16 protein-coding genes and 1 pseudogene are annotated in these 22,312 nt (G+C 63.4%); 1 reads left to right on the forward strand and 16 read right to left on the reverse strand.

The features are described 5' to 3' along the window. Positions 1 to 233 precede the first annotated feature (233 nt). Positions 234 to 3,011 carry an ATP-dependent Clp protease ATP-binding subunit gene (locus tag QCE49_RS21825; protein ID WP_250457427.1) on the reverse strand — a complete coding sequence of 926 codons (2,778 nt, stop codon included), beginning with the start codon at positions 3,009 to 3,011 and terminating at the stop codon, positions 234 to 236. Between the two features lie 896 nt (positions 3,012 to 3,907). Here QCE49_RS21825 and QCE49_RS21830 point away from each other — a divergent pair. After that, positions 3,908 to 4,954: pseudogene (locus tag QCE49_RS21830) on the forward strand (glycosyltransferase family 4 protein); the annotation flags it as partial. Between the two features lie 341 nt (positions 4,955 to 5,295). Here the strand turns inward: QCE49_RS21830 and QCE49_RS21835 are convergent. From QCE49_RS21835 to QCE49_RS21905, 15 genes are all read right to left on the reverse strand, one after another. After that, positions 5,296 to 6,681, reverse strand: a complete 1,386-nt coding sequence (locus QCE49_RS21835; RefSeq protein WP_250440960.1) for a GntP family permease — start codon at positions 6,679 to 6,681, stop codon at positions 5,296 to 5,298. A gap of 142 nt (positions 6,682 to 6,823) precedes the next feature. Beyond that, the gene (locus QCE49_RS21840; RefSeq protein ID WP_175980857.1) at positions 6,824 to 7,546 is read right to left on the reverse strand and encodes a GntR family transcriptional regulator; all 723 of its coding nucleotides are present in this window, start codon (positions 7,544 to 7,546) and stop codon (positions 6,824 to 6,826) included. 136 nt (positions 7,547 to 7,682) lie between these two features. Further along, positions 7,683 to 10,418, reverse strand: a complete 2,736-nt coding sequence (locus QCE49_RS21845; protein WP_250457426.1) for an ATP-dependent Clp protease ATP-binding subunit — start codon at positions 10,416 to 10,418, stop codon at positions 7,683 to 7,685. A 100-nt stretch (positions 10,419 to 10,518) separates the two neighbouring features. Next, positions 10,519 to 11,424 (reverse strand): LysR family transcriptional regulator, encoded by a 906-nt coding sequence (locus tag QCE49_RS21850; protein WP_008348049.1) that lies wholly within the window; start codon positions 11,422 to 11,424, stop codon positions 10,519 to 10,521. Between the two features lie 77 nt (positions 11,425 to 11,501). Next, positions 11,502 to 11,939: a type II 3-dehydroquinate dehydratase gene (aroQ, locus tag QCE49_RS21855; protein ID WP_033536205.1), complete on the reverse strand. Its 438-nt coding sequence runs from the start codon at positions 11,937 to 11,939 to the stop codon at positions 11,502 to 11,504. Between the two features lie 81 nt (positions 11,940 to 12,020). Next, complete coding sequence (aroE, locus tag QCE49_RS21860) at positions 12,021 to 12,866, reverse strand: shikimate dehydrogenase (RefSeq protein WP_250457431.1); 846 nt, start codon at positions 12,864 to 12,866, stop codon at positions 12,021 to 12,023. Next, a complete protein-coding gene (locus QCE49_RS21865) occupies positions 12,866 to 14,086 on the reverse strand; it encodes a CaiB/BaiF CoA-transferase family protein (protein WP_008348055.1) in 1,221 nt (406 codons plus the stop codon). The genes aroE and QCE49_RS21865 overlap by 1 nt, the downstream gene beginning before the upstream one ends. Further along, on the reverse strand, positions 14,086 to 14,553 hold the full coding sequence (locus tag QCE49_RS21870) for a MaoC family dehydratase (RefSeq protein WP_033536206.1): 468 nt from the start codon (positions 14,551 to 14,553) through the stop codon (positions 14,086 to 14,088). Before QCE49_RS21870 ends, QCE49_RS21865 begins: the two co-directional genes overlap by 1 nt. Before the next feature lie 2 nt (positions 14,554 to 14,555). Then, the gene (locus tag QCE49_RS21875) at positions 14,556 to 14,948 is read right to left on the reverse strand and encodes a VOC family protein (RefSeq protein WP_175980860.1); all 393 of its coding nucleotides are present in this window, start codon (positions 14,946 to 14,948) and stop codon (positions 14,556 to 14,558) included. Next, positions 14,945 to 15,895, reverse strand: coding sequence for a ketopantoate reductase family protein (locus tag QCE49_RS21880; protein WP_008348060.1), 951 nt, complete (start codon positions 15,893 to 15,895; stop codon positions 14,945 to 14,947). Before QCE49_RS21880 ends, QCE49_RS21875 begins: the two co-directional genes overlap by 4 nt. Positions 15,896 to 16,077: 182 nt before the next feature. After that, positions 16,078 to 17,148: an SDR family oxidoreductase gene (locus QCE49_RS21885; RefSeq protein WP_250457425.1), complete on the reverse strand. Its 1,071-nt coding sequence runs from the start codon at positions 17,146 to 17,148 to the stop codon at positions 16,078 to 16,080. A 209-nt stretch (positions 17,149 to 17,357) separates the two neighbouring features. Next, positions 17,358 to 18,266 (reverse strand): PilZ domain-containing protein, encoded by a 909-nt coding sequence (locus tag QCE49_RS21890; RefSeq protein WP_250457424.1) that lies wholly within the window; start codon positions 18,264 to 18,266, stop codon positions 17,358 to 17,360. A gap of 168 nt (positions 18,267 to 18,434) precedes the next feature. Continuing rightward, positions 18,435 to 20,699, reverse strand: coding sequence for a xanthine dehydrogenase family protein molybdopterin-binding subunit (locus tag QCE49_RS21895; RefSeq protein WP_250457423.1), 2,265 nt, complete (start codon positions 20,697 to 20,699; stop codon positions 18,435 to 18,437). After that, positions 20,696 to 21,706 carry a xanthine dehydrogenase family protein subunit M gene (locus QCE49_RS21900; protein WP_008348067.1) on the reverse strand — a complete coding sequence of 337 codons (1,011 nt, stop codon included), beginning with the start codon at positions 21,704 to 21,706 and terminating at the stop codon, positions 20,696 to 20,698. Before QCE49_RS21900 ends, QCE49_RS21895 begins: the two co-directional genes overlap by 4 nt. Continuing rightward, a complete protein-coding gene (locus tag QCE49_RS21905; protein WP_250457422.1) occupies positions 21,703 to 22,260 on the reverse strand; it encodes a (2Fe-2S)-binding protein in 558 nt (185 codons plus the stop codon). Before QCE49_RS21905 ends, QCE49_RS21900 begins: the two co-directional genes overlap by 4 nt. Between the last annotated feature and the right edge of the window lie 52 nt (positions 22,261 to 22,312).

Consider the following 22,312-nt stretch of genomic DNA (forward strand, 5'->3'; position numbering starts at 1 on the left):
CTACGTGGATTCAAACCGTTGAAAACAGAGCCAATCACACATCAAAAACACGACATCTGTATTTAGCCGGTGGTACGACATTTCAATTTTGCTTTGACAATTGATGCCGAGGCTCAATTGAAATGTCGTACTTGGAATTGCGACAGCTAGCGAATCGTCTATCCGTACGTGCCGCGGGGCGCCCGGTCGAACCCGACCGTGCGCGCTTCGGACGGCATTGGCAACGGCCGCGTTCAATGTTCGCTCTTGGCCGACTCCTTGCTGCGTTCCGCCGACTTTGCCCCGTTCTTCTTGCTCGCTGGACCGGACTTGTTTTGTTTCGGCTTCGCTTCGCCCTCGACCTTGGCGAACGTGATCGCGTCCTTGTCCTTGTCGTAGCTCACGTCTACCGTGTCGCCCGGAGCGAGCTTGCCGCCGAGAATCTCCTTCGCGAGCCGGGTCTCCAGTTGCTGGCGGATCTGGCGTTTCAGTTCGCGTGCGCCGAATTCGGGCCGATAACCCACATCGGCAAGATGATCGATGACCGAGTCCTGCACCCTGAGCGTGATGTCCTGAGCCGCCGCCGTGCGCGCGACGCGGTCCAGCTGTATCTGCACGATCGAGCGGATGTTCTCGCGCGAAAGCCCGTGGAACACGATGATTTCGTCGATGCGATTCAGGAACTCGGGGCGAAAGTGGCCTTTCAGCACGTCCATGAGCTTCTCGCGCATGGCTGCCTCGGTGTCGCGGTCCTTCTCGGTTCTCTCGAGGTTGTCCATGATGATGGACGCGCCAAGATTGCTGGTCGAGATGATGACGGTGTTGCTGAAGTCGACGACGCGGCCCTTGCCATCGGTGAGGCGGCCATCGTCGAATACTTGCAGCAGCACATTGTTCACATCGGGATGCGCCTTCTCGATTTCGTCGAGCAAGATCACGCAGTAGGGACGGCGGCGCACGCGTTCGGTCAGCTGTCCCCCTTCGTCATAGCCGACGTATCCCGGCGGCGCGCCGATCAGCCGCGCGACTGCGTGGCGCTCCATGTACTCGGACATGTCGATGCGGATCACCGCCTGCTCGTCACCGAACACGGTCTCCGCTAGCGCCTTCGCAAGCTCGGTCTTGCCGACGCCCGTCGGTCCGAGGAACAGGAACGTCGCGATGGGCCGGTGCGCTTGCCCCATGCCCGCGCGTGACAGCCGCACCGCATCGCTCACCGCGACCACGGCTTCGTCCTGACCGATCACGCGTTCGCGCAGCTTGCTCTCCATCTCGAGCAGTCTTTCGCGTTCTTCCTGCGTGAGTTCGGTGACGGGAATGCCGGTGAGACGCGAGACCACTTCCGCGACCGCTGCAACCGTCACTTCGAGCGTCTCCGATCCGGTCTTGCGCTGCCATGCCTCGGTCAGGTCGTCGAGCTTCGTCTGCTTCTCGTTGATGCGTTCCTCGAAGTTCTTCGCTTCATCGAAACGCTTGCGCGACGAGGCATAGGCCTGCTCGCGCTTCGACTGGGCGATTTCCGCTTCCAGCTCCTGCATTTCGGGCGGGCGCGACTTCGAGCCGATTCGCACGCGCGCCGCAGCCTGATCGATGAGATCGATAGCCTTGTCGGGCAAATAACGCGATGTGATGTAGCGGTCCGACAACTCCGCTGCCGCGACGAACGCTTCATCGGCGAAAGTGACCTGATGGTGCGCTTCGAGTTTGTCGCGCAAGCCGCGCAAAATGACGATGGTTTGCTCGACCGTCGGCTCCGGCACGAGTACCGGCTGAAAGCGCCGCTCGAGCGCCGCATCCTTCTCGATGTGCTTCTGGTATTCGTTGAGTGTCGTCGCGCCGATCAAACTCAGCTCGCCGCGCGCGAGCGCCGGCTTCAGCACGTTCGCGATGTCGAGTCCGCCCTCGCCGCCGCCCTGACCCGCGCCGACTATCGTGTGCAACTCGTCGATGAACACGATGAGTTCATCCTGCTTCGAAGTGATCTCGTCGATCACCTGCTTTGCGCGCTCTTCGAATTCGCCGCGATACTTCGCGCCCGCGACCATCGAATTGATGTTGATCTCGATGAGCCGCTTGTTGCGCAAGTCTTCGGGCACGTCGTCGTTCACGATGCGCTGTGCCAGCCCTTCGACGATCGCAGTCTTGCCCACACCCGGCTCGCCGATCAACACAGGATTATTCTTCTTGCGCCTCGCGAGCACCTCGATGGTACTTTCGATTTCCTGTGCGCGTCCGAGCACCGGGTCGAGTTTGCCTGCGCGCGCCATCGCGGTGAGATCGCGGCCGAACTTGTCGAGCGTCGGCGTGCCGGTCGGCGTATCGACGCGGCCGTCTTCCGCACCCTTGCCCACGACCTTCACCACTTTCTGGCGAAGCGCCTCGGGCGTGACGCCGTACTTTCTGAGGAGCCCCCCGGCGATGCTGTCGGTCACGGACGCAAGCCCTATCAGCACATGCTCGGGACCGACATAGGAATGGCCGAGTTCTCGCGAGGCCTGGAACGCGTACTGAAAAGCCTTCTTCAAGCGCGGCGAGATCGTCATCTTTTCGACCGGCGTATCGGGCGCGGCTTTGCCCTTTTGCGCGTGCTCGTCGATATAGCGGCGGATGTCGTCGGCAGAAAGCTTCAACTCCTTGAAGAGCGCCTGCACGACGTCCATGTCGGCCAGCACGTAAAGCACCTGCTCGGTGTCGAGTTCCGTCTTCTGCAATTCGTGCGCCTTTTCGGCGGCGCGTTGCAGAAGTTCCATCGTCTGCTCGCTGAAGGCATCGGTCACGTCGACGGACTCGCGCGGCACCGAAGCGACGATATCGTCCTCGTCTTCCTCGCCAGTGCCGTCCGTGTCACCCATCAGACGCGACAGCCCTCCGCCGCCCAGTAAGGAATCGAAAGGATTCAGCATGGTTTGATGCCGCATCAACTGGCGATAGTCGTACTCGCAAATCGACATCGATTTGCGGCGGCCGTTCTGCACGACGGTTACCTGCGCAACCGCCGGACGGGCATGACAAATCTCGCAAAGGGCTGGCATATCAATCGTCTCCGGTTGGGGCGATTCGATACCTATGGCGCACAGCGCTGAGTTCTTTCGAACCGCCGGGTGTCGAGGGGCATCTCCTGACAAGTCTCTTTCGAACGTGTTCCTCCGTGCGGCGTGTCGGCTAATTCGCCGGCCGCGATGAAACGGATGCCTGACTCATCGCTAACGTTCATCGTGAGTGAGCGGTGGTATCGGACAGCATTCGACGTTCCGTTAAATGCCTGCTCTCTTGCACCGATCTTCTTTTCGCGTTGAATCATCGCGGCCACGGGCAACGGGTGGCCGGTGGCTCTGCATCGGTGTCCACGCCAGGGGAAGCATCTCCGTGTGCTACGCGATGTGAGCGGTTCGCGAAACGGCCCGTCTCTGTGTCTGATCCGCGGCCCGTCACCAGATCGGTGCGCTTCGTCGTCCTGGACACGTGCTCATGACAAGGCATCACCGATGCAGACTATGCGTGCGCGTCAACTGACCGAATGGCGACCCTTCCGGTTCGCGAGCCGAGCCGCTGTTGCAACATCTGCAGCCAAGTGCAAGTTCTCCGCGATTACGCGATTACACGTCGCGCGCCACGCATCGATTAGATAGCCATACCAATCGCACCGAATCTCGATGCTCATCCGCGAGCCGACTCTGTCGACATGAATCGGGCACGCCGATAGCTGCCGGTTTCATCGCGCACCGTCACGAATAATGCGCGGCGTTGTCACTCACTTTTAGGATGGCGATAGATTGTCCGGATTCAACCAGCAATGGCAGAAGCTGTCTGCAAGGTGCCGGTCTGCATGAGAGGGGACGTCCCGCAGGGATGGGTGCGAGCGTCGCGAGCATGTCTGAGCACTCGCATTGCACGAAACCGCAGGCGGGCCGCACTGGAGAACCAACCTATGCGAATCGCACAAATCGCACCGTTGCACGAAGCGGTTCCCCCGAAGTTATACGGCGGCACTGAGCGCGTGGTGTCGTATCTGACAGATGCACTCGTCGACCTCGGCCACGATGTGACCTTGTTCGCAAGCGGCGATTCGCAGACCCGCGCGAGGCTCGAACCAGCCTGGCCGCGCGCGCTGCGGCTCGATCCGGGCATCCGCGATTCGCTTGCCCCGCACATGCTGCTGCTCGAAACCGTTCGCCGCCGCGCGCATGAGTTCGACGTCTTGCACTTCCATCTCGAGTACCTGCCGTTCCCGCTGTTCTCTCAAAGCGATACGCCGTTCGTCACGACGCTGCACGGCCGTCTCGATCTGCCCGAGCTGCGCGCGATCTTCGCGACGTTCACGCACGCGAACATCATCTCGATCTCGGACGACCAGCGTAGCCCCTTGCCGCGCGCAAACTGGCTGAAGACGGTGTATCACGGCTTGCCGGACGGCCTGCTCACGCCGCAGCCGCACAAGAAGCCGGAATATCTGGCGTTCCTCGGCCGCATCAGCCCGCAAAAGCGTGCCGATCTCGCCATCGAAATCGCGGCGCGAAGCGGCTTGCCGCTGAAGATTGCGGCGAAGGTCGACAAGGCTGATGAGAAGTATTTCGCGTCGACGATTGAGCCGCTGCTTTCGCAGGCGCACGTCGAATTCATCGGTGAAATCAGCGAAACGCGGAAGCCGGATTTTCTGTCGGGTGCGAAGGCGCTACTGTTTCCGATCGACTGGAACGAGCCGTTCGGCCTGGTGATGATCGAATCGATGGCGTGCGGGACGCCGGTGATTGCGTTCAAGCGCGGAGCGGTGCCCGAGGTGATCGATCATGGCGTGACCGGTTTCATCTGCGAAGACGTGCAAGACGCGGTCGGCGCACTGCATCGGATCGACGAGCTGTCGCGCCCCCGCGTCCGCGCGCAATTCGAGCGCCGCTTCAGCGCCAGCAGGATGGCGCAGAATTATGTCGATGCCTATACGTCGATGCTGCACGCCGCCAAGCGCCCCGTGCCGCGTTGGGAATCGCCGAGGTGCGCGATGGACGGAAGACGGAACCATTGGAATGCCGACCGTAAGCGAAGCGACGCACTGACTTGCGAAACCATCGACGACAACGAACCTGTGCCGCAACGAAAGTTTCAACGCGCTCGCTTCGGCGGTCCGAACATCGGCAGCGACAATCCCTGGACCTTCGCCCTTGCCATTCTGCGAGGCCTAGGCAGCCTGGCCACCCTAGGCTGGGCTTTGGGCACGGTTGTAGCCGTGGCCGTCACGAAGCTGCGCACGCGCGGTGATCACGCGCTTCGTCTGGAGTCGTCAGCGCTCCGATGACTGATTGCCGGCGTGTTCCCTGCAGTTCAGCCAACGTGGACTGCCGCGTTGAAGATCAGCGCCATCACCAGGCCAACCACAGCCACGATGGATTGAACCACCGAGATCGTTTTGGTGGCTTCGCCCATCGTCATGCCGAACGATTCCTTCACCATCCAGAAGCCGGCGTGGTTCGCATAGTTGAAGAACAGCGAACCGCAGCCGATGGACAAGGCCAGCAAAGGCAGGTTAAGGCTCGGATCGGCGCCGGCCAGCGGAGCGAGCAGACCCGCCGCGCCGACGATTCCCACCGTCGCCGATCCGGTGGACACGGACAGCAACATCGCGATCAGCCATCCGAGGATCAGCGGGGGAAAAGCGAAGTGCTGCGTCAGATGCACGATCGCCTCACCCACCTTCGCACTGGTCAGCATTTCCTGAAACGCGCCGCCGCCGGCGATGATCATGATGATGGAAGCAATCGGCTTGAGGCTGTTGCCGAGCGCGTGACGCAGCTTTTCGGCATCGCCGCCCCGGGCGAGGACCAGCGCCGCAACTGCGAAAAGTACGCCCAGCAGCATGGCTATCAGCGGATTGCCGAGGAAGCTGGCAACGTGCAGCATCGGTGCGTTCTTCGGCAACACCATCTCCGCCACCGCATGAACCAGCATCAGGATGGCGGGCAACAGGGCCGCCAGCACGCCGAGACCGACCCCGGCGCGGTGGCCATTGTCGGACTGTTCGACGACGGTGAACTGGTCCAGCAAGGCCTGATCGGGCCTGGTGCTCATGCGCGGCGAGATGAACGCGCCATAGAGCGGGCCGCCCAGAATCATCGCGGGAATGGCCGCCAGAAAGCCGTACAGCATGGTCGGCCCCACCGAAGTCTTGAGCGTGGCGATAGCCGTCAAAGGACCCGGATGGGGCGGCACCATGCCGTGCATCGCGGCAAGAGCCGAAATCACGGGCACGCCGACGTACACATAGGCCGAGCCCTTGAACCGGGCATGGCTTTCCAGCTTGCGCGCCACGCTGAAAATCAAGGGAAGCATGACGACCAGCCCCACTTCGAAGAACATCGGAATGCCGACCACGAAAGCCACGAGGGTCATCGCCCAGGGAATCATACGGTCGGAGGCGCGCCTCAGAATGGCCTCGGCAATCTGCTCGGTAATGCCCGCATCCGCGAGGATTTTGCCGAGCATCGCACCCAGCGCGATGACGACGCCCACCGCGCCCAACGTCTTGCCCGCGCCGTTGGTCAGATGCTTGACGATGCTTCCCGGCTCCATGCCGGTTGCGAACCCTACGCCGATTGAAACGACGAGCAAAGCGAGAAGCGGATGCATCTTGACGCGCGACACGATGAGCGCGACAAGCAGCACCACGCTGATCAGCGCGGTCAGCAACAAATCGATATCTAGACTGGTCATGGAATGAATCTTAGGTTTGGAATGGTTTGCCGAGCGTGCTCGTCAATCGATCGTGCTCGGAAAGGGAAGCATGGTCGCGTCGGCTTCAGGCGAACGGCCCTGAACCGGTTGCGCATGCCGTCTCCCAATCGCGGTTCTTTGGCTAGCGGATCTCCGCCTGATAGATGAATTCGCTGGCGGGTCCGCGCGAACGGCGCCACTCGAGCGGCTGCCGATCGTAGCCGAAGGCGAGACGCTCGATGACCACGGCAGGCGTCCCCGGCTCGATGTTCAAAAGCTTCGCGTGTCGCGAGCCGATGGCTTCGACGGTAAGGGTTTCCGTGGCGGATGCCACGATCTGATTGCACTGCGTCTCGTACACCGGGTAAAGGAGGTCGCCGATCTCGCCCACGTCCATCTTCGCAAACGCCGCAAAACGTGCGTAGGGCAACCAGATCTCTTCAGCGAGCATCGGAACGCCGTCGATCAGCCGCACGCGCGACATCTGGATCACGCGCGCCGTGCTCGATATCTGCAGTCTCGCGGCTACCGCCGATGGCGCATCGACCACGTCCCGGCGCAGTATGCGACTCTCCGGAATGCGCCGTTCGCCTTGCCGTGTTTGAAAGCGGAAGAAGCGAAACAGGGAGCCGTCGAAGTTCGCGCGCCGTACGAAGGTCCCTCTTCCCTGAAAGCGCTCGAGCATGCCTTCCGCGACGAGCAGATCGACGGCCTTTCGCACTGTGCCGACAGCAAGGCCGTAGCTTTGAGAAAGCGCCTGCTCGGTCGGGATCGCTTCGCCCGGGCGCCATTCACGAGCCGCGATCAGGGCAACCATTTCATCCCGCAGGCGCTGATAACGGGGTAAGCGGCCATCGGCCTGCATGATCGTCTCCATCGAATTCATATATATGATTACATGTTTTCTCTCCGAATGGATCGGGGATAACCCTGCCGCATCATGACGCGACCGTCGCCCGTCGGCTTGAAAGACGCGAGGTTTGGCGTAGTGATGCTCGCGGTCAAGGTGTGGGCGGCGTGCCCTCGCCCGCCTGATTCGCCAGTCCCGCGCGCTTCACATCGAACGCGAGCCGCTTGTTCTCCGCGTCGTAGTGGCACTTCACTTGTGCGCCCTCGGTAACGTCGCCCTTGAGCATTTCCTTCGCCAACTGGTTTTCGATCGACTGCCTGATCTGCCGACGCAGTTCGCGCGCACCGAACTCGGGACGGTAGCCGACGTCCGCGAGATGATCGACGACGGATTCGTCGAACTCCAGCACGACGTCCTGGCTGTGCGCGAGGCGCTGCACCTGATCGAGCATCAGCCGAACGATCTGGCGCACCTCATCGCGGCCGAGCGAGGAAAACAGAATGATGTCGTCGATCCGGTTCAGGAACTCGGGCCTGAAATGCTGGCGCAGCACGCTCATCACGCCATTCTGAACCGATGCGTCCGCATCGCTCGCGTTGGTCGTGAATCCGAGCGTCGCGCGCTTCTGACCGGCGATCACCTCAGAGCCGAGATTGCTCGTCGCGATGATCAGCGTGTTGCTGAAATCGACCACGCGGCCCTTGCCGTCGGTCAGGCGCCCGTCGTCGAAGACTTGCAGAAGCACGTTGTACACATCGGGATGCGCCTTTTCGATCTCGTCGAGCAGGATCACGCTATAAGGCCTACGCCGCACGCGCTCCGTCAATTGCCCGCCTTCGTCATAGCCGACATAACCCGGCGGCGAGCCGATGAGCCGCGACACCGCGTGACGCTCCATGTATTCGCTCATGTCGACGCGCAGCATGGCGTCTTCATCGCCGAAGACGACTTCCGCCAGCGCTTTCGCAAGCTCCGTCTTGCCCACACCCGTCGGCCCGAGGAACAGGAACACGGCGATCGGCCGGTTGCGGCCCTGCAAGCCGGTACGTGCGCGCCGCACCGCGTCCGACACCGCAACGACCGCTTCTTGCTGCCCGATCACCCGCTTGTGCAGGCGCTCTTCCATCTGCAGCAGACGGGCACGCTCCTCCTCGGTCAGTTGAGTCACGGGAATGCCGGTGATCGTCGCGACGATCTCGGCGACGTGCGCGACCGTCACCGTCGACGTGTTCGTGCCGACGCGCTGCTTCCAGCTATCCGTGGCATCGCCGAGTTGCTTTTCCTTCTGCGCGATCTCGCTGTCCAAAGCATGCGCGCGGTCGAACTGCTTGCGCGATGCCGCATAGTCCTGTTCGCGTCGCAATTGCGCGAGCTCGGACTCCAGTTCGAGGATATCGGCGGGGCGCGATGTGGCCGACAGATTCACGCGCGCCGCGGCCTGATCGACGAGATCGATCGCCTTGTCAGGCAGAAAGCGCCCCGTGATATAGCGATCCGACAGTTCCGCCGCGCCGACGATCGCATCGTCCTGGATCGTGACCTTGTGGTGCGCTTCGAGCCGGTCGCGCAGTCCACGCAGGATATTGATGGTCTGCGCGACGGTCGGCTCCGCGACCAGCACCGGCTGAAAGCGCCGCTCGAGCGCCGCGTCCTTTTCGATGTGCTTCTGATACTCGGCAAGCGTGGTCGCCCCGATCATGTTCAGCTCGCCGCGCGCCATCGCCGGCTTGAACACGTTGGCGATATCCAGTCCGCCTTCGCCGCCGCCCTGCCCCGCGCCGACGATGGTATGCACTTCATCCACGAACAGCAGCAGCTTCTCGCGATTCGCGGTGATTTCATCGACGACCTGCTTCACGCGCTCCTCGAACTCGCCGCGATACTTCGCGCCCGCAACCAGCGAGTTGATGTTCAGCTCGACGAGGCGCTTGTCGCGGAGCGACTCGGGCACATCGCCGTTGACCATGCGCTGCGCGAGCCCTTCGACGACCGCGGTCTTGCCCACACCCGGCTCGCCGATCAGCACCGGATTGTTCTTGCGCCGGCGCGCGAGCACTTCGACCATGGTTTCGATTTCGCGCGCGCGTCCGATCACGGGGTCGAGATGCCCTTCACGTGCGAGCGCGGTGAGATCGCGGCTGAACTTGTCGAGATGCGGCGTGCGTGACGGCGGCCCGTCGCCGCGCGGCGGTCCGCCCGCGCCGACCGTCTGCGCGGTCTGCTGCCTGAGCGCCTGCTGATCGACACCGAGCTTGCCGAGCAATTGGCCCGCGAAGCTGTCGGGTACATCGGCAAGGCCGATCAGCAAATGCTCCGGCGCGACGTAGCTATGCCGCAGCTGACGCGATGCGAGAAAAGCGCGGTCGAGCGCGCTCTTCAGACGAGGCGACACGGCGATCATGCCGTCCGGCGGCGGGCTCGCGCGCTCGCGGCGTTGCGCGTTGGCGTCGATGAAGCCGCGGACTTCGGCCGCATCGATGCCGATGCTCTTGAGAATCGACTCGATGACGGCGTTGTTTGCAAGCTCGTAGAGCAGATGTTCCGTGTCGACCTGCGAGCAGCCGGATTGCACGGCGCGCTCGGCGGCGCGCATCAGCATCTCTTTCGCGCCGTCGCTGAAGTATCGGTCGATGTTCGCGCCTTCGTTTTCGTTGCGCCGCACACCGGCATCGCGCGGTTCTTGCTGTGCGGCACTTTCGGGCGCGGACGCCTCGCCGGGCGCGCCGCCCATGAACAGCGATTCGAGCGGCGAGAGCGCGCGCTGGTGCCGCGTGAGCTGCGCATAGTGAAAATCGCACACGTCGATGACGTGACGGCGGCCGTTGCGCAGCACCGCGAGGCGCACGGTCGCGGGCCGTGCGCCGCATACGTCGCACAAGTGAGCCATATTCGTCTCCTAGGTCGTGGCAGGGCACGCCGCCCCGGAGAGGAATTTGCTGCAACCGTTGTTCCTGCGCCCGGCGGAACGACGATTGCTATTCGCCCGTCTAGTTTTTCGCGAGGAACAGCTCAGCGACGACAGATCGAAGCCAGCGGTTTCCCGCTTCGTCGTGGTACTTCGCATGCCAATGCTGCCGCACCGCGAACTTCTCTACCGGGAACGGGCAAGAGTGAACCGCAAGGCCATTCACTTTTGCCAAGGTTTCTCCAATGTTTCGCGGCAGCGTCGCGATCAGGTCGGTTGATTTGACAATCGATCCAAGCCCAAGCATTCCCGGAAGCTCCAGCACGACATCACGTTCGATTCCATCGCGCAATAATGCCTGTTCGAGTAACTGCGCACCCGTGCCTGCGGCGATGATGACGTGCCCTTCGCTGCGGTATTGCTTCAGTGTCAGCTTCGCGCGGACGCGCGGATGGTCCGGGTTGGCGAGACACACCCAATCCTGCATATAGAGCTGTTGCTGATACATTCCGCCGCCGAGCCACGGAACATGACCGATCGCCAGATCGGCCTCGCCAGATTCGAGCGCGCGCTCGGTGTTGCCGTCGATCCGCGCCGCCTCCAGACGGATGCCCGGTGCCTTGGCGCGCACATAGGCCAGCATCCGCGGAAGCAAGGTGATATGACTCGCGTCGGTCATGCAGATGCGAAACCGTCGCTTCGCCGTGACCGGATCGAAAGAAATCTCCCACGACGAGAATCTGCGAAGCGACTCGAGGATTTCCCTGCACGGACCGATCAGCGCATCCGCCTGAGGCGTGGGCGTCATGCCGCCTGGCGTGCGAATGAAAAGGGGATCCTGCAGATGTTCGCGCAAGCGCGCGAGCCAGATGCTAACGGTCGGTTGGGCCTGTCCAAGCTGCTCCGCTGCACGCGTGACGCTGCGAACGTCATAGAGCAGATCGAAGAGCTGAAGCAGCTTGAGGTCGGGCAGATCGGGCGTGGTCATGCATCCATTGTAGAACGCAATGTCGCTCTCGCGACCATTGCATCAGAGATGACGCACACCGGACCTGACTTGGTTTGTCACGCTGCCGCGGACACCGCCGCGCGCAGACCAAGGGAATAGCTTTCGATACCGAACCCGCATATCTGCCCCTTGACGATTTCCGCGAACACCGAATGATGACGGAAAGCCTCGCGTGCATGGATGTTCGACATATGAATCTCCACGACGGGCACGGTCAGAATGGCGAGTGCATCGCGGATGCCGTAACTGTAATGCGTCCATGCGCCCGCATTGATGAGCACGCCATCGACCTTGTCGGCAAACGCCTGATGGATGCGTTCGCACATGTCGCCCTCGCTGTTGCTCTGATAGCTTTCGACCGTTACGCCGAGTTGATTCGCGAGCGCCTGCAATTTCTCATCGATGTCGGCGAGCGTGGCCGTGCCGTACTGAACGGGATCTCGCTTGCCGAACATGTTGTGGTTGACACCATGCAGCATAAGAAACGTTTTCATTCTTTCGTCCGAGTCTAATTGCAGACCGTTAATGTTCATTCCACCGATGTCTTCTCGACCGCTGCGCCTCTTTTCGCCGGATCAATCGAGCGGAACGGTCAGCCGCTCGATGAGCGCGCGCGTTTCTGGACGCACGCCCCGCCACCACGCGAACGCCTCCGCAGCCTGCTCGACCAGCATGCCCACGCCGTCAGCGATACTTTCCACCCCTGCATCGCGCGCCAGCCGCAAGAAAGGCGTGAGCCCCTTCCCGTAAGCGAGTTCATAGGCGCTTCCGCCGGCGCTGAAGACACTCGCTGGCACCGGCGGCAGTTGCCCGGTCAGGCTCGCGGATGTAGCGTTGATGACGAGGTCGAAGCGCCCCAGTGCCCCCAGGTCCGCATACCCGCACGCGGTGAGCGATCCGCCAGCAGTGTTCGATCGGGCGACCTGTTCGACAAGCGCACGCGCCTTGTCCACATGCCGGTTGGCGACGACGAGCTCGGCAGGCCGTGCCGCGACGAACGGCAGCAACGCGCCGCGCGCAGCGCCGCCCGCGCCGAGGATCAGGACGCGCTTGCCGACCATCGGCTGATGCAGGTTGACTTCGATGTCGCGCACGAGTCCGACGCCATCGAAGTTTTCGGCGATGATTCGGCCGCCCTCGAACTTCATCGCGTTGACCGCGCCCGAGAGCTCCGCTCGTTCGCTGCGCTCATCGGACATGGCGAATGCAGCGAGTTTGAACGGCGCGGTCACGTTCATGCCGCGGCCGCCCGCTGCAATGAAGCGCTTGACGCTATCGGAGAAGCCGCTGGCAGGTTCCACAGGCCCTTCGATGGCCTCATAGCTCATGTCCTGGCCGGTCTCTTGCGCGAAGAAGCCGTGGATCAACGGCGACTTCGTGTGCCCGATCGGATTGCCGATGACCGCGTATCGATCGCTCATCATGCCCCCGGCTTCGAGAACAGCACGCCGTCGGTCTGCATCGCATCGATCTCGGCCGCGCTGAAGCCCAGCGACCGCGCGACTTCCTCGTTGTGCTGCCCGAGATCGGGGCCGACCTCGCGAATCGACGTATCGCAGTCCGAGAAGCGAAACGGCAGGTTCGGCAGACGCAGCGTGCCCAGACGCGGATGCTCCTGTTCGATCACCATGCCGCGCGCGACGATCTGCGGATCGGCCACGACCTCGTCGATGCGTTGCACCTTCGCGCAGGGCACATCGACGCTGTCCAGCAGCGCGAGCACATCGGCGACGTTGCGTGCAGCGACCCACGGCTTCACGACCGCGAGAATGGCCTCGCGGTTCGCATTGCGCCCATTCAGGCTGTGCAGCCGCGCATCGGTCGCGAAGCCCGCGGGGCCGCCATTTTGCTCGACGGCCGCGGCGAAGCGCTTCCACGACTCGTCGACCTGCGCGGCGATGACCAGGTCGCCATCGTTTGCGCGGAACACGCCGTATAAAGTCGATGTCGGCATGTCATGACCCGTCTGCTCGGGGACCACGCCCTGCATCGTGTAGCACTGGACGGCATATTCGTGCATCGAGAACAGCGTGTCGTACAGCGCCATGTCGATATGCTGGCCGCGTCCGCTCTTCACGCGGCCGAGCAAGGCAGCGTTGATCGCGGCCACCGCATGAATGCCGGTGTACATGTCGCCGAGCGAAATCCGCATGAGCGGCGGCGGCTCGCCCGGGTTGCCGATCATCTGCATGATGCCGCTCTTCGCTTCCGCGATCAGCCCAAAGCCTGCGCGATGCGCGTCGGGACCCGTGTGACCATACGCCGAGATCGAGCAATAGACGAGACCCGGATTGCGCTCGGAGAGCGCGGCATAGCCGAGGCCGAGCTTATCCAGCGCACCGGGGCGATAGTTCTCGATGAACACATCCGCCGAATCGCACAGGCGCTGCATGAACGCCTTGCCCCGCGGATCTTTCATGTCGACGCTCACGCCGCGCTTGCCCATGTTCAACTGGAGGAAGTAGGCGCTTTGCTGGTCGTCGAGGATCGTCGCGTGCTGGCGGCCTGCATCGCCGCTGCCGGGACGCTCGACTTTGATGACTTCGGCGCCGAGCGCGGCGAGACAGCGTCCGACATAGGGACCGGCGAGAAAGTGGCTGTAGTCGACGACGCGAAAGCCTTCGAGGGGACGGGCTTGCATCAGTAGGCTCCCGGACGGCGCGGGACCATCAGACGATGCTCGCCGCGTTGAACGACTTCGCCGTTCTGGTTGATCAGTTCGGACGGCAACACGACGATGCCCCAGCCCGGACGGCTCTTGCTCGCGCGCATGGACGTCACGCGAAACTTCACATGCAGCACGTCGTTGACCTTGATCGGCAGCACGAAGTCCCACGTCCAGCCGAGCGACATGCCCGGCAGGAAGCGATAGTCGCTCTGTGTCTTGAGGCCATCGGCGATCGACAGCCCGAACAGGCCATGCGCGACGATCGACCCGAAGTGGCTCGCGTTGGCATAGTCCTCGTCGACATGCACCGGCGTATGGTCGCCCGTGAGATCGGCGTAAGCGAGAATGCGTTCCTTCGTGACGGTGTAGGTCGGGCTGACGCACGCGTCGCCTTCCTGCGCATCGTCCCAGTATTTCTCGGTGATGTTGATGGTGCTCATGCTCACGCCTCCGCGCGTGGATTGATCGACAGCGCCTGCGCGACGCATGTGGCGGGTCTTGCCTGAATGAGTTCGACGGCGAGCCCGTCGGGCAGACGCAGCCAGTTGCGGCCCTGCGTCATCTCCGTGACGCCGAACGGCTGCGCGGCGGCGAGCGCGGCTTCGAGGTCCTCGCACATCACGCCCAGATGCGCGAGCCGGCCTTCGGGACCGTCGTAAGTCGGATCGCTGATGAACTGGAGTCCGCCGAGTGTCCAGTACTGACGCGGCTCGTCGCGCGGGCCGTCCACTTCGCGCATGGTCATGCCGAGCACTTCTTCGAAGAAGCGAATGTGCCAGTGGATATCCTTCACCCAGATCGCGACGTGTTCGAGATAGGCTTTGGTTGCGCTCATGCCGCGCGCTCCTCATTCTGGCGGTCGGTCATGCCACGCTCGATGCCTTTTATGCACGCCACGAGCGTCGAATTCACCGGCGTCGGCACGCCGAGCCGTTCGCCCCATCGCACGACCGCGCCGTTGATGAAGTCGATTTCGGTGACGGACGACTTCTCCAGGCTTTGCAGCATGGAGGTCTTGAACGCGGCCGGCAGTCCTTCGGCGGCCATGTTCCAGGCGTCTTCCGCACGCGTGATGGAAAGTTCGATGCCGGCCGCCTTCGCCGCGGCCATCGCTTCCTCGATGGCGGCAAGCGAGGTCGCCTTCAGCACCGGTTCGCTGTAAAGCTGCCCATACGTCAAACGCGTGATGCCTGTGATGGCACCGGTCGCGACGTTGATCAGCAGCTTGTCCCACATCGTGCCGAGGATGTTGTCGCTGACCGTGGTCGTGAGCCCCGCGCTGTCGAACGCTTCCGCCACGGCTTGGGCGCGAGGCGTCACGCGGCCGTCGAGTTCGCCGATGATGGTGATCTTTCCGGTCACGCCGGACTGGATGTGTCCCGGTGCGCGCAACACGCCACCGACGTAGGTCTTGCCCGCAAGCACGCGCTCGCGTCCGACGATATCGCTCAGCACGTCTTCGTGACCGAGGCCGTTCTGAAGGGACAGCACGAGGGTCTCGGGGCCGATGAGGTCGAGCGCGCCGCGCATCGCCGAATCGGTGTGGAAGGATTTGACCAGTACGATCACGACGTCCACCGGCCCGACGTCGGCGGGGTTCATCGTCGCGCGCACCTTGACGCGGCGCGTGCCGCGTTCGTCGTCGACTTGCAGGCCGTCGCGGGACATGGCCTCTACGTGCGCCGCGAACTTGTCGACGAGCCACGTCTCGTGACCCCCTTCGGTCAACGCGGCGCCGATGGCGCAGCCCAGCGCGCCCGCGCCCAGAAATGCGATCTTCATACATGTCTCCTCGAATGGAGACGAAGATACGATTCCGCGCACACTCTGGCAATGCAATGAATGCAATAGCGATATTGCCTATCGCAATTCAGATGTGGACTGAGCTATTCGGTAAGGGAAAGTTCCAGGACGCTCGGTGCGGTTTTGTACCGGACGACGAGACGTCCGGCATATCGGAGGCTTCAGCTCGGAATGATGCGAAGCGTCTTCAAACGATCGAATAGCGCAATGAAAGAGTCGGGCGTGCTTTGATAGTCGAGAAAGCCTGCCTTACGGCTCTTGCTCATATCGGTGAGCACCTCCATGGGCCGCCCCAGATCGGCGTCCGTGTGCCACCAGGACGCGAGCTTGACGATATCGGCTTCGGCAAGATCGTGGCGCGCGGCGATTTCACGCCACGCCTCGCCCGCATCCCGCATGCGATCTTCGAGCGGACGCATCGTGCCGTCGAATTCCACCGGCTCGATTCCGAAGTAATTCGCGACGAGCGACCACATCCACTTCCAGCGGAACACGTCGCCGTTGACCACGTTGAATGCTTCGTCGCGGGCGTTCGGTGACGTCGCCGCCCATTCCAGATGACGCGCCAGCAGGCGGGCATCCGTCATGTCGGTAAGGCCGTTCCATTGGGCTGCGGACCCGGGAAATATGAACGGCGCGCCGCTCGCCTTGCAGAGCGTCGCGTACACCGCGAGTGTCACGCCCATGTTCATCGCATTACCGACCGCGAAGCCGATGACCGTATGCGGACGATGAACGCTCCAGCCGAAACCGAACTGCCTGGCGGCGTCGAACAGTCGATCCTCCTGCTCGTAGTAGAAGTTATCGACGTCCTGCCGCCCCTGCTCCTCGCGAAACGGCGTCAGCGGCACGCTGCCCTTCGCATAGGCTTCGAACGGCCCCAGATAGTGCTTGAGCCCTGTGACGAGCGCAGCGTGCTTCAGCGTGCCGGAAGGTCCGAGCGCCTCGAGTACATGACGAACCATCGCGCCGTTGACGCGGATATTTTCCTGCTCCGTCGCCTGTCGCGACCATGCCGTGAAAAACACATGCGTGAATTGCTTCCCGCTCAACGCGCGCTGCACCGATTCGGCCGATGTGAGATCCGCCGTAATCGATTCGACACCGTCACGCAAGGCGGAACGTCCGCGCGAGAGTCCGGTGATGTGCCAGTCGCCGGATGCGAGCAGATGGTCGGCCAGATTGCCGCCGACGATGCCGGTGGCTCCGATGATGAGTGCTCTTTTGTCCATGATGTGAATGGTTCGCCTTTCCAGGTACGTGCGCAGTGACGCGCGTTATCGATCGACATAGGGTCGACCGAAAAGCCCTGCATTGGTTTCATGCCGATGCGAACGAGCGGCAAGGCTCGTCGGCCGTTTCGGGCGACGCGCATCATTCATCGATGACCCAGGCGGCGCGATACGTCGATGTCGGCGGCGCTCCGCGATTCGCGTCGTGTTCAGCGCAACTGCGCCGCACTGCCCGTTGCGGCTTCGAACATGTGATGCCTCAGAAGCGCCATGGTATCCGCCTGTTGGCTGCTGAACTCGGCGCCTATCAGGACGCCGCCGTCGACGCGCCTGACATTGCGCGCGATGCAGTTGAACACGACCGCGTGAGACTTACCTCCGGCGCGCAGGCGCAGTCCTAACCGGAAGTGTTCGGCGACGTTGACGAGGGCGTCGGAGGCACGGAAGGCGACTCCGCCCAGACTCACGTTCGTGACCGAAATGTCGAACCCGGCGGCGATACAGTCGTTTCTAATGAGTCGTCCCGGCATCTCCGTCGAAACGCGCACATGGTTGCGCACGACCTGAGTCTTCACGGACTCGGGCCATGCGAGATAGATGACGCGTACCGGCGTCTCGCTTCGTCCGATCACGGTGCTGCGAAACTGATGGATGTGACGCCCTCTGAGCGCACTGCAAGCGACCTCGGCGCCGGTTTCGAACAACTCGTGTCCGTCCGTAGCGGTCACGAGCAGCGCGCGGCCGGTAATGGAACCAACGAAGTCGGTCTGACAACGCAGCGTTCCGCTTCCGTCGACCGTCACCTGGATGCTGTCCAGCGTCTTCGGCAGCATTCCAGTGTTCGCTATGGGCTCGTCGAGGATGGCCTCGCCCGATTCCTCTTCATGTCTGGCAGTCGAGATGAGTATTCCGGCTGGCCGGGGTGCGCTTTCGCTCGATGCACTCGTCACCGCATCCTCGCTGCGCAAGCCCCCGGCCGCCAGAATCCGGTCGCGCTGGCTCTCCGACTGAACCCGATATCCGCGCGCCAGAAGGAGCTTGCCGGCTGCGGAATACACGGCGAACGGAAGCGGCGTACCAATTTGCAGTTCGCGGGCGGTGATCTTGACGAGGGCCATGTCCGTTGCCCCGAAGACATCGCGGACCACCGCGGCGCTGGGACGCATCAGTTTTGGAAGCGCTAACTTAACGCTCGGCGCACCGGCCTGACGTGCGCCGTCGCACAATTGTCTGCAGAAAGCGGCTTCGCGGCGGTTTCTGCCATGCGAGGATCGCCGGCCTGCCAATCATGCGAAGACTGTCTCCAGCGTGATCGGCAAATCCCGTACGCGTTTGCCCGTCGCATGCCAGATCGCGTTGGCGACCGCCGCCGCGACGCCGACCACGCCGATCTCCCCCACGCCCTTCGCGCCGAGCGGATTCACGATGTCGTCATGCTCGTCGACGAAGAGCACATCTATGTCGTGGATGTCCGCGTTCACCGGTACGTGGTATTCGGACAGGTTGTGGTTCATCTGCCGGCCGAGCTCGTGGTCGAACTGCCCGTGCTCGTGCAACGCCATGCTGATGCCCCAAACCACGCCGCCCGATATCTGACTCGCCGCCGTCTTCGGATTGACGATGCGTCCTGCCGCCACCGCGCTGACCACGCGCGTCACGCGCACCGTGCCGAGCGCGGCATCGACGCGCGCTTCGACGAATACCGCCGAGTGCGTGGCAATGGAATACGACTGCTGCCTGTCGTGCGGCGTGACCGTTACCTGCGCGTCGAGCGTGTCGAGGCCGGCGCGCGTCATCAGTTCCCGCAGCGACACGCGTTGCGCCTTGCCCTCGCCGCAAACGACGTATTCGCCGTCGAGTTGCATCGTGTCGGGCTGCGCGCGAGCGAACGCATCGCCGCCGTGTTCGGCCGCGAGCGCCGTCAGCTTCCCGCGCAAACGCGTACAGGCCGCGTGCACCGCGCTGCCGACCGATGACACTGTCCACGATCCGCCTTCGAGCGGCGCCTTCGGCAGACGGCTGTCGCCCAAACGAAAATCGACGTGCTCGAGCGGCACGCCGAGCGCATCGGCGGCGAGTTGCGTCATCACCGTGTAGGTGCCGGTGCCGATGTCCGCCGTGGCGCTCGCCACGACGACACGTCCGTCCGCCCCGATTTGCGCGAGCGCGGAAGCCTCGTTCTGCATCGCGTCCCAGATGCCCGTCGCCATGCCCCAGCCGACGAGCTCGTTACCCTCGCGCATCGAACGCGGCGCGAGCGGGCGCCTGTCCCAGCCGAAGCGCGCGGCGCCTTCTTCGAAGCACTGACGCAGCGCCTTGCTGGAGAACGGCAGGTTCTTGTTCCCGTCGCGCTCCGCGTAGTTGATGAGGCGCAACTTCAGCGGGTCCATGTCGAGCGCCTCGGCGAGCTCGTCCATCGCCATTTCGAGCGGAAAGAGCCCCTGCGCTGCGCCCGGCGCGCGCATGTCGGCGGGCGTCGGCACGTCGAGCTTGCTCACCTTGTAGTCCATCCGCACGTTGTCGCAGGCGTAGAGCTGTCCGGCCCAGTTCACCATGACATCGCAATAGTCCTCGTATTGCGAGGTTTCCGACACCGCCTCGTGGATGACCGCCTGCAGTTTGCCGTCGCGATTCGCGGCGAGCGCGACGCGTTGCAGGCTCATCGGCCGATGCGCGAAGGTGAACATCTGCTGCCGCGTCAGCACGAGGCGCACGGGCCGCTTCAGATCGCGCGCGGCCATGACGGCAAGCGGCAGATGATATTGCGGACGCAGCGCCGAGCCGAACGCGCCGCCGACGAACGGCGAGACGACTTCGAGCGCGTCGTCGTCGAAGCCGAAGAGCTTCGTCAGATACTGCTTCGTGTTGAGCACGCCCTGCGTCTTCTCGTACACGACGAACTTGCCGGAGGCTTCGGGAATCACCGTGCAGCCGTGCAATTCGATCGGGTTGTGATACTCGGCCGGCGTCGAATAGCGGCTGTCGATTTTCACGGCGGCTGCGGCAAGCGCGCCGTCGGCATCGCCGCGAGGCGGCGGCGGAGGCTCGAAGCCGCCCTTTTCGGTCGATGGCGGATAGCTCTCGGCTTCCACCTCGCGCAGATCCGTGCAGTGGCTGCTTCGCTCGTAGGTGACTTCGATCAGCGAAGCGGCATGACGCGCCAGTTCATGGCTTTCCGCGACGACGAGCGCGACCGGCTGGCCGCTGTACCAGATGCGGTCGTCCCAGAGCGGCCGAAACGGCATGCCGCCCGGCGCGGACTGGTCCTGCCACGCCGCGTCGCGCAGCGGCAGTTCGGGCCGGTTCTCGTGCGTGAGCACCATCAGCACGCCCGGCAATTCCAGCGCGCGCCGCGACTCGATCGACACGATGCGCCCGCTCGCGATGCGGCTCGGGAGCACGAAGCCGTAGGTCATTGCATCGGAAAAAAATTCGGCTGCGTAGCGGGCCTCGCCCGTCACCTTCTTCCTGCCGTCGACCCGGCTGACGGGCTTGCCGCTGACATGCGCGCCCCGTTCGGCGATGCGTTCCAGTTCGTTTGGAAAGTTCATGATGCGTCGTCCTCTCTGGCGGCGAGGCTGATCCCCGATGCCTGCTCGAAAGCGCGCTCGATGGCGCGCGCGGTCAGTTCGATCTTGAATGCGTTGCCGGGCAGGCCGCGCGCGTCGCGCATCATCGCGCTCGCGAAATCGCGCACCGTCGTAGCGTCGAGCGTCTTGCCCCGCAACGCGGCTTCGGCATCGCGATCGCGCCACGGCTTGTGCGCCACGCCGCCGAGCGCGCAGCGGACCGCTTCGATGCGCGTGCCGTCGAGCTTGAGCGCGAGCGCGACCGACACCAGCGCGAACGCGAACGACGCGCGGTCGCGTACCTTGACGTAGGCGTAGCGATCGGCGAAGCCCTCGGCGGGCAACGTGACAGCGACGATGATCTCGTCGTCGCGCAGGTTCGTATCGATATGCGGCGCATCGCCGGGAAGCCGGTGAAACGCGTCGAACGGCACGACGCGCTCGCCTTCGCCGCCTGTCACGCGCACGGAGGCGTCGAGCGCGGCGAGCGCCACGCACATATCGGACGGATGAACGGCGATGCAATGCTCGCTCGCGCCGAGAATGGCATGAATGCGGTTGACGCCATTCATCGCGCCGCAGCCGCTGCCGGGCCGGCGCTTGTTGCATGGCGTGGCGGTGTCGTAGAAATAGTGACAACGCGTGCGCTGCAGGAGATTGCCGCCGACCGTCGCGACATTGCGGATCTGCGCCGAAGCGCCGGACAGAATCGCCTTCGACAGCAGCGGGTAGCGCGACTGGATGCGTTCGTCGTAGGCCACGGCGCTGTTCGTGGCGAGCGCGCCGATTTCGATGCCACCGTCCGCGCTTGGCTGAATCGCCGCTATCGGCAGGCGGCGGATATCGACGAGCCGCTCGGGACGCGCGACGCCTTCCTTGATGAGATCGACGAGATTGGTGCCGCCCGCGAGAAACGGCGCCGACGGTGCGCGGTGCGCTTCGAGCGCCGCGGACACATCGTTCGCGCGCGTGTAGGAGAACCGGTTCATGAGTGCGTCTCCCCGTTCTCGACGGCGGTCTCATCGACGCCGTTCGCGCTCGATACTTGCAGAATCGCCTGCACGATGTTCGGATACGCGCCGCATCGACAGACGTTTCCGCTCATCGCCTCGCGCACTTCCGCGGCGTCGTGTGCATGTCCTTCCGCGAGCATGCCGACCGCCGAGCAGATCTGGCCCGGCGTACAGTAGCCGCACTGGAACGCGTCACAGTCGAAGAACGCCTGCTGCATCGGATGCAGCGTGTCGCCGCTCGCGAGCCCTTCGATTGTCGTGATTTCCGCGCCGTCGTATGAAACGGCGAGCGCGAGACACGTATTGATGCGCTGGCCATCGACGAGCGCGGTGCAAGCGCCACACTGCCCGTGGTCGCAGCCCTTTTTCGTGCCGGTGAGCTGGCACCGCTCGCGCAGAAGATCGAGCAGCGTCGTCCACGGCTCGATGTCGAAGGTCTGCGTCCCGCCGTTGATCGAGAGCGTACAGGCGACGCGCTGCGCATGCGGCGCGCCCACGTCCAGGGCCGTCGCAGTCGGTGTGGTGTTCATGGAATCTCCTTTCTGGAATGCTGATTGCCAGCATGCCGCGTGCCGCGGAGCC

This window comes from Caballeronia sp. LZ008 (assembly GCF_031451435.1).
GTDB lineage: Bacteria > Pseudomonadota > Gammaproteobacteria > Burkholderiales > Burkholderiaceae > Caballeronia > Caballeronia zhejiangensis.

Excerpts from the sequence above, each read along its gene's own strand:
- QCE49_RS21825 (WP_250457427.1), bottom strand. The coding sequence starts at position 3,011 with ATGCCAGCCCTTTGCGAGATTTGTCATGCCCGTCCGGCGGTTGCGCAG.
- QCE49_RS21835 (WP_250440960.1), bottom strand. The coding sequence starts at position 6,681 with ATGACCAGTCTAGATATCGATTTGTTGCTGACCGCGCTGATCAGCGTG.
- QCE49_RS21840 (WP_175980857.1), bottom strand. The coding sequence starts at position 7,546 with ATGCAGGCCGATGGCCGCTTACCCCGTTATCAGCGCCTGCGGGATGAA.
- QCE49_RS21845 (WP_250457426.1), bottom strand. The coding sequence starts at position 10,418 with ATGGCTCACTTGTGCGACGTATGCGGCGCACGGCCCGCGACCGTGCGC.
- QCE49_RS21850 (WP_008348049.1), bottom strand. The coding sequence starts at position 11,424 with ATGACCACGCCCGATCTGCCCGACCTCAAGCTGCTTCAGCTCTTCGAT.
- aroQ (WP_033536205.1), bottom strand. The coding sequence starts at position 11,939 with ATGAAAACGTTTCTTATGCTGCATGGTGTCAACCACAACATGTTCGGC.
- aroE (WP_250457431.1), bottom strand. The coding sequence starts at position 12,866 with ATGAGCGATCGATACGCGGTCATCGGCAATCCGATCGGGCACACGAAG.
- QCE49_RS21865 (WP_008348055.1), bottom strand. The coding sequence starts at position 14,086 with ATGCAAGCCCGTCCCCTCGAAGGCTTTCGCGTCGTCGACTACAGCCAC.
- QCE49_RS21870 (WP_033536206.1), bottom strand. The coding sequence starts at position 14,553 with ATGAGCACCATCAACATCACCGAGAAATACTGGGACGATGCGCAGGAA.
- QCE49_RS21875 (WP_175980860.1), bottom strand. The coding sequence starts at position 14,948 with ATGAGCGCAACCAAAGCCTATCTCGAACACGTCGCGATCTGGGTGAAG.
- QCE49_RS21880 (WP_008348060.1), bottom strand. The coding sequence starts at position 15,895 with ATGAAGATCGCATTTCTGGGCGCGGGCGCGCTGGGCTGCGCCATCGGC.
- QCE49_RS21885 (WP_250457425.1), bottom strand. The coding sequence starts at position 17,148 with ATGGACAAAAGAGCACTCATCATCGGAGCCACCGGCATCGTCGGCGGC.
- QCE49_RS21890 (WP_250457424.1), bottom strand. The coding sequence starts at position 18,266 with ATGGCCCTCGTCAAGATCACCGCCCGCGAACTGCAAATTGGTACGCCG.
- QCE49_RS21895 (WP_250457423.1), bottom strand. The coding sequence starts at position 20,699 with ATGAACTTTCCAAACGAACTGGAACGCATCGCCGAACGGGGCGCGCAT.
- QCE49_RS21900 (WP_008348067.1), bottom strand. The coding sequence starts at position 21,706 with ATGAACCGGTTCTCCTACACGCGCGCGAACGATGTGTCCGCGGCGCTC.
- QCE49_RS21905 (WP_250457422.1), bottom strand. The coding sequence starts at position 22,260 with ATGAACACCACACCGACTGCGACGGCCCTGGACGTGGGCGCGCCGCAT.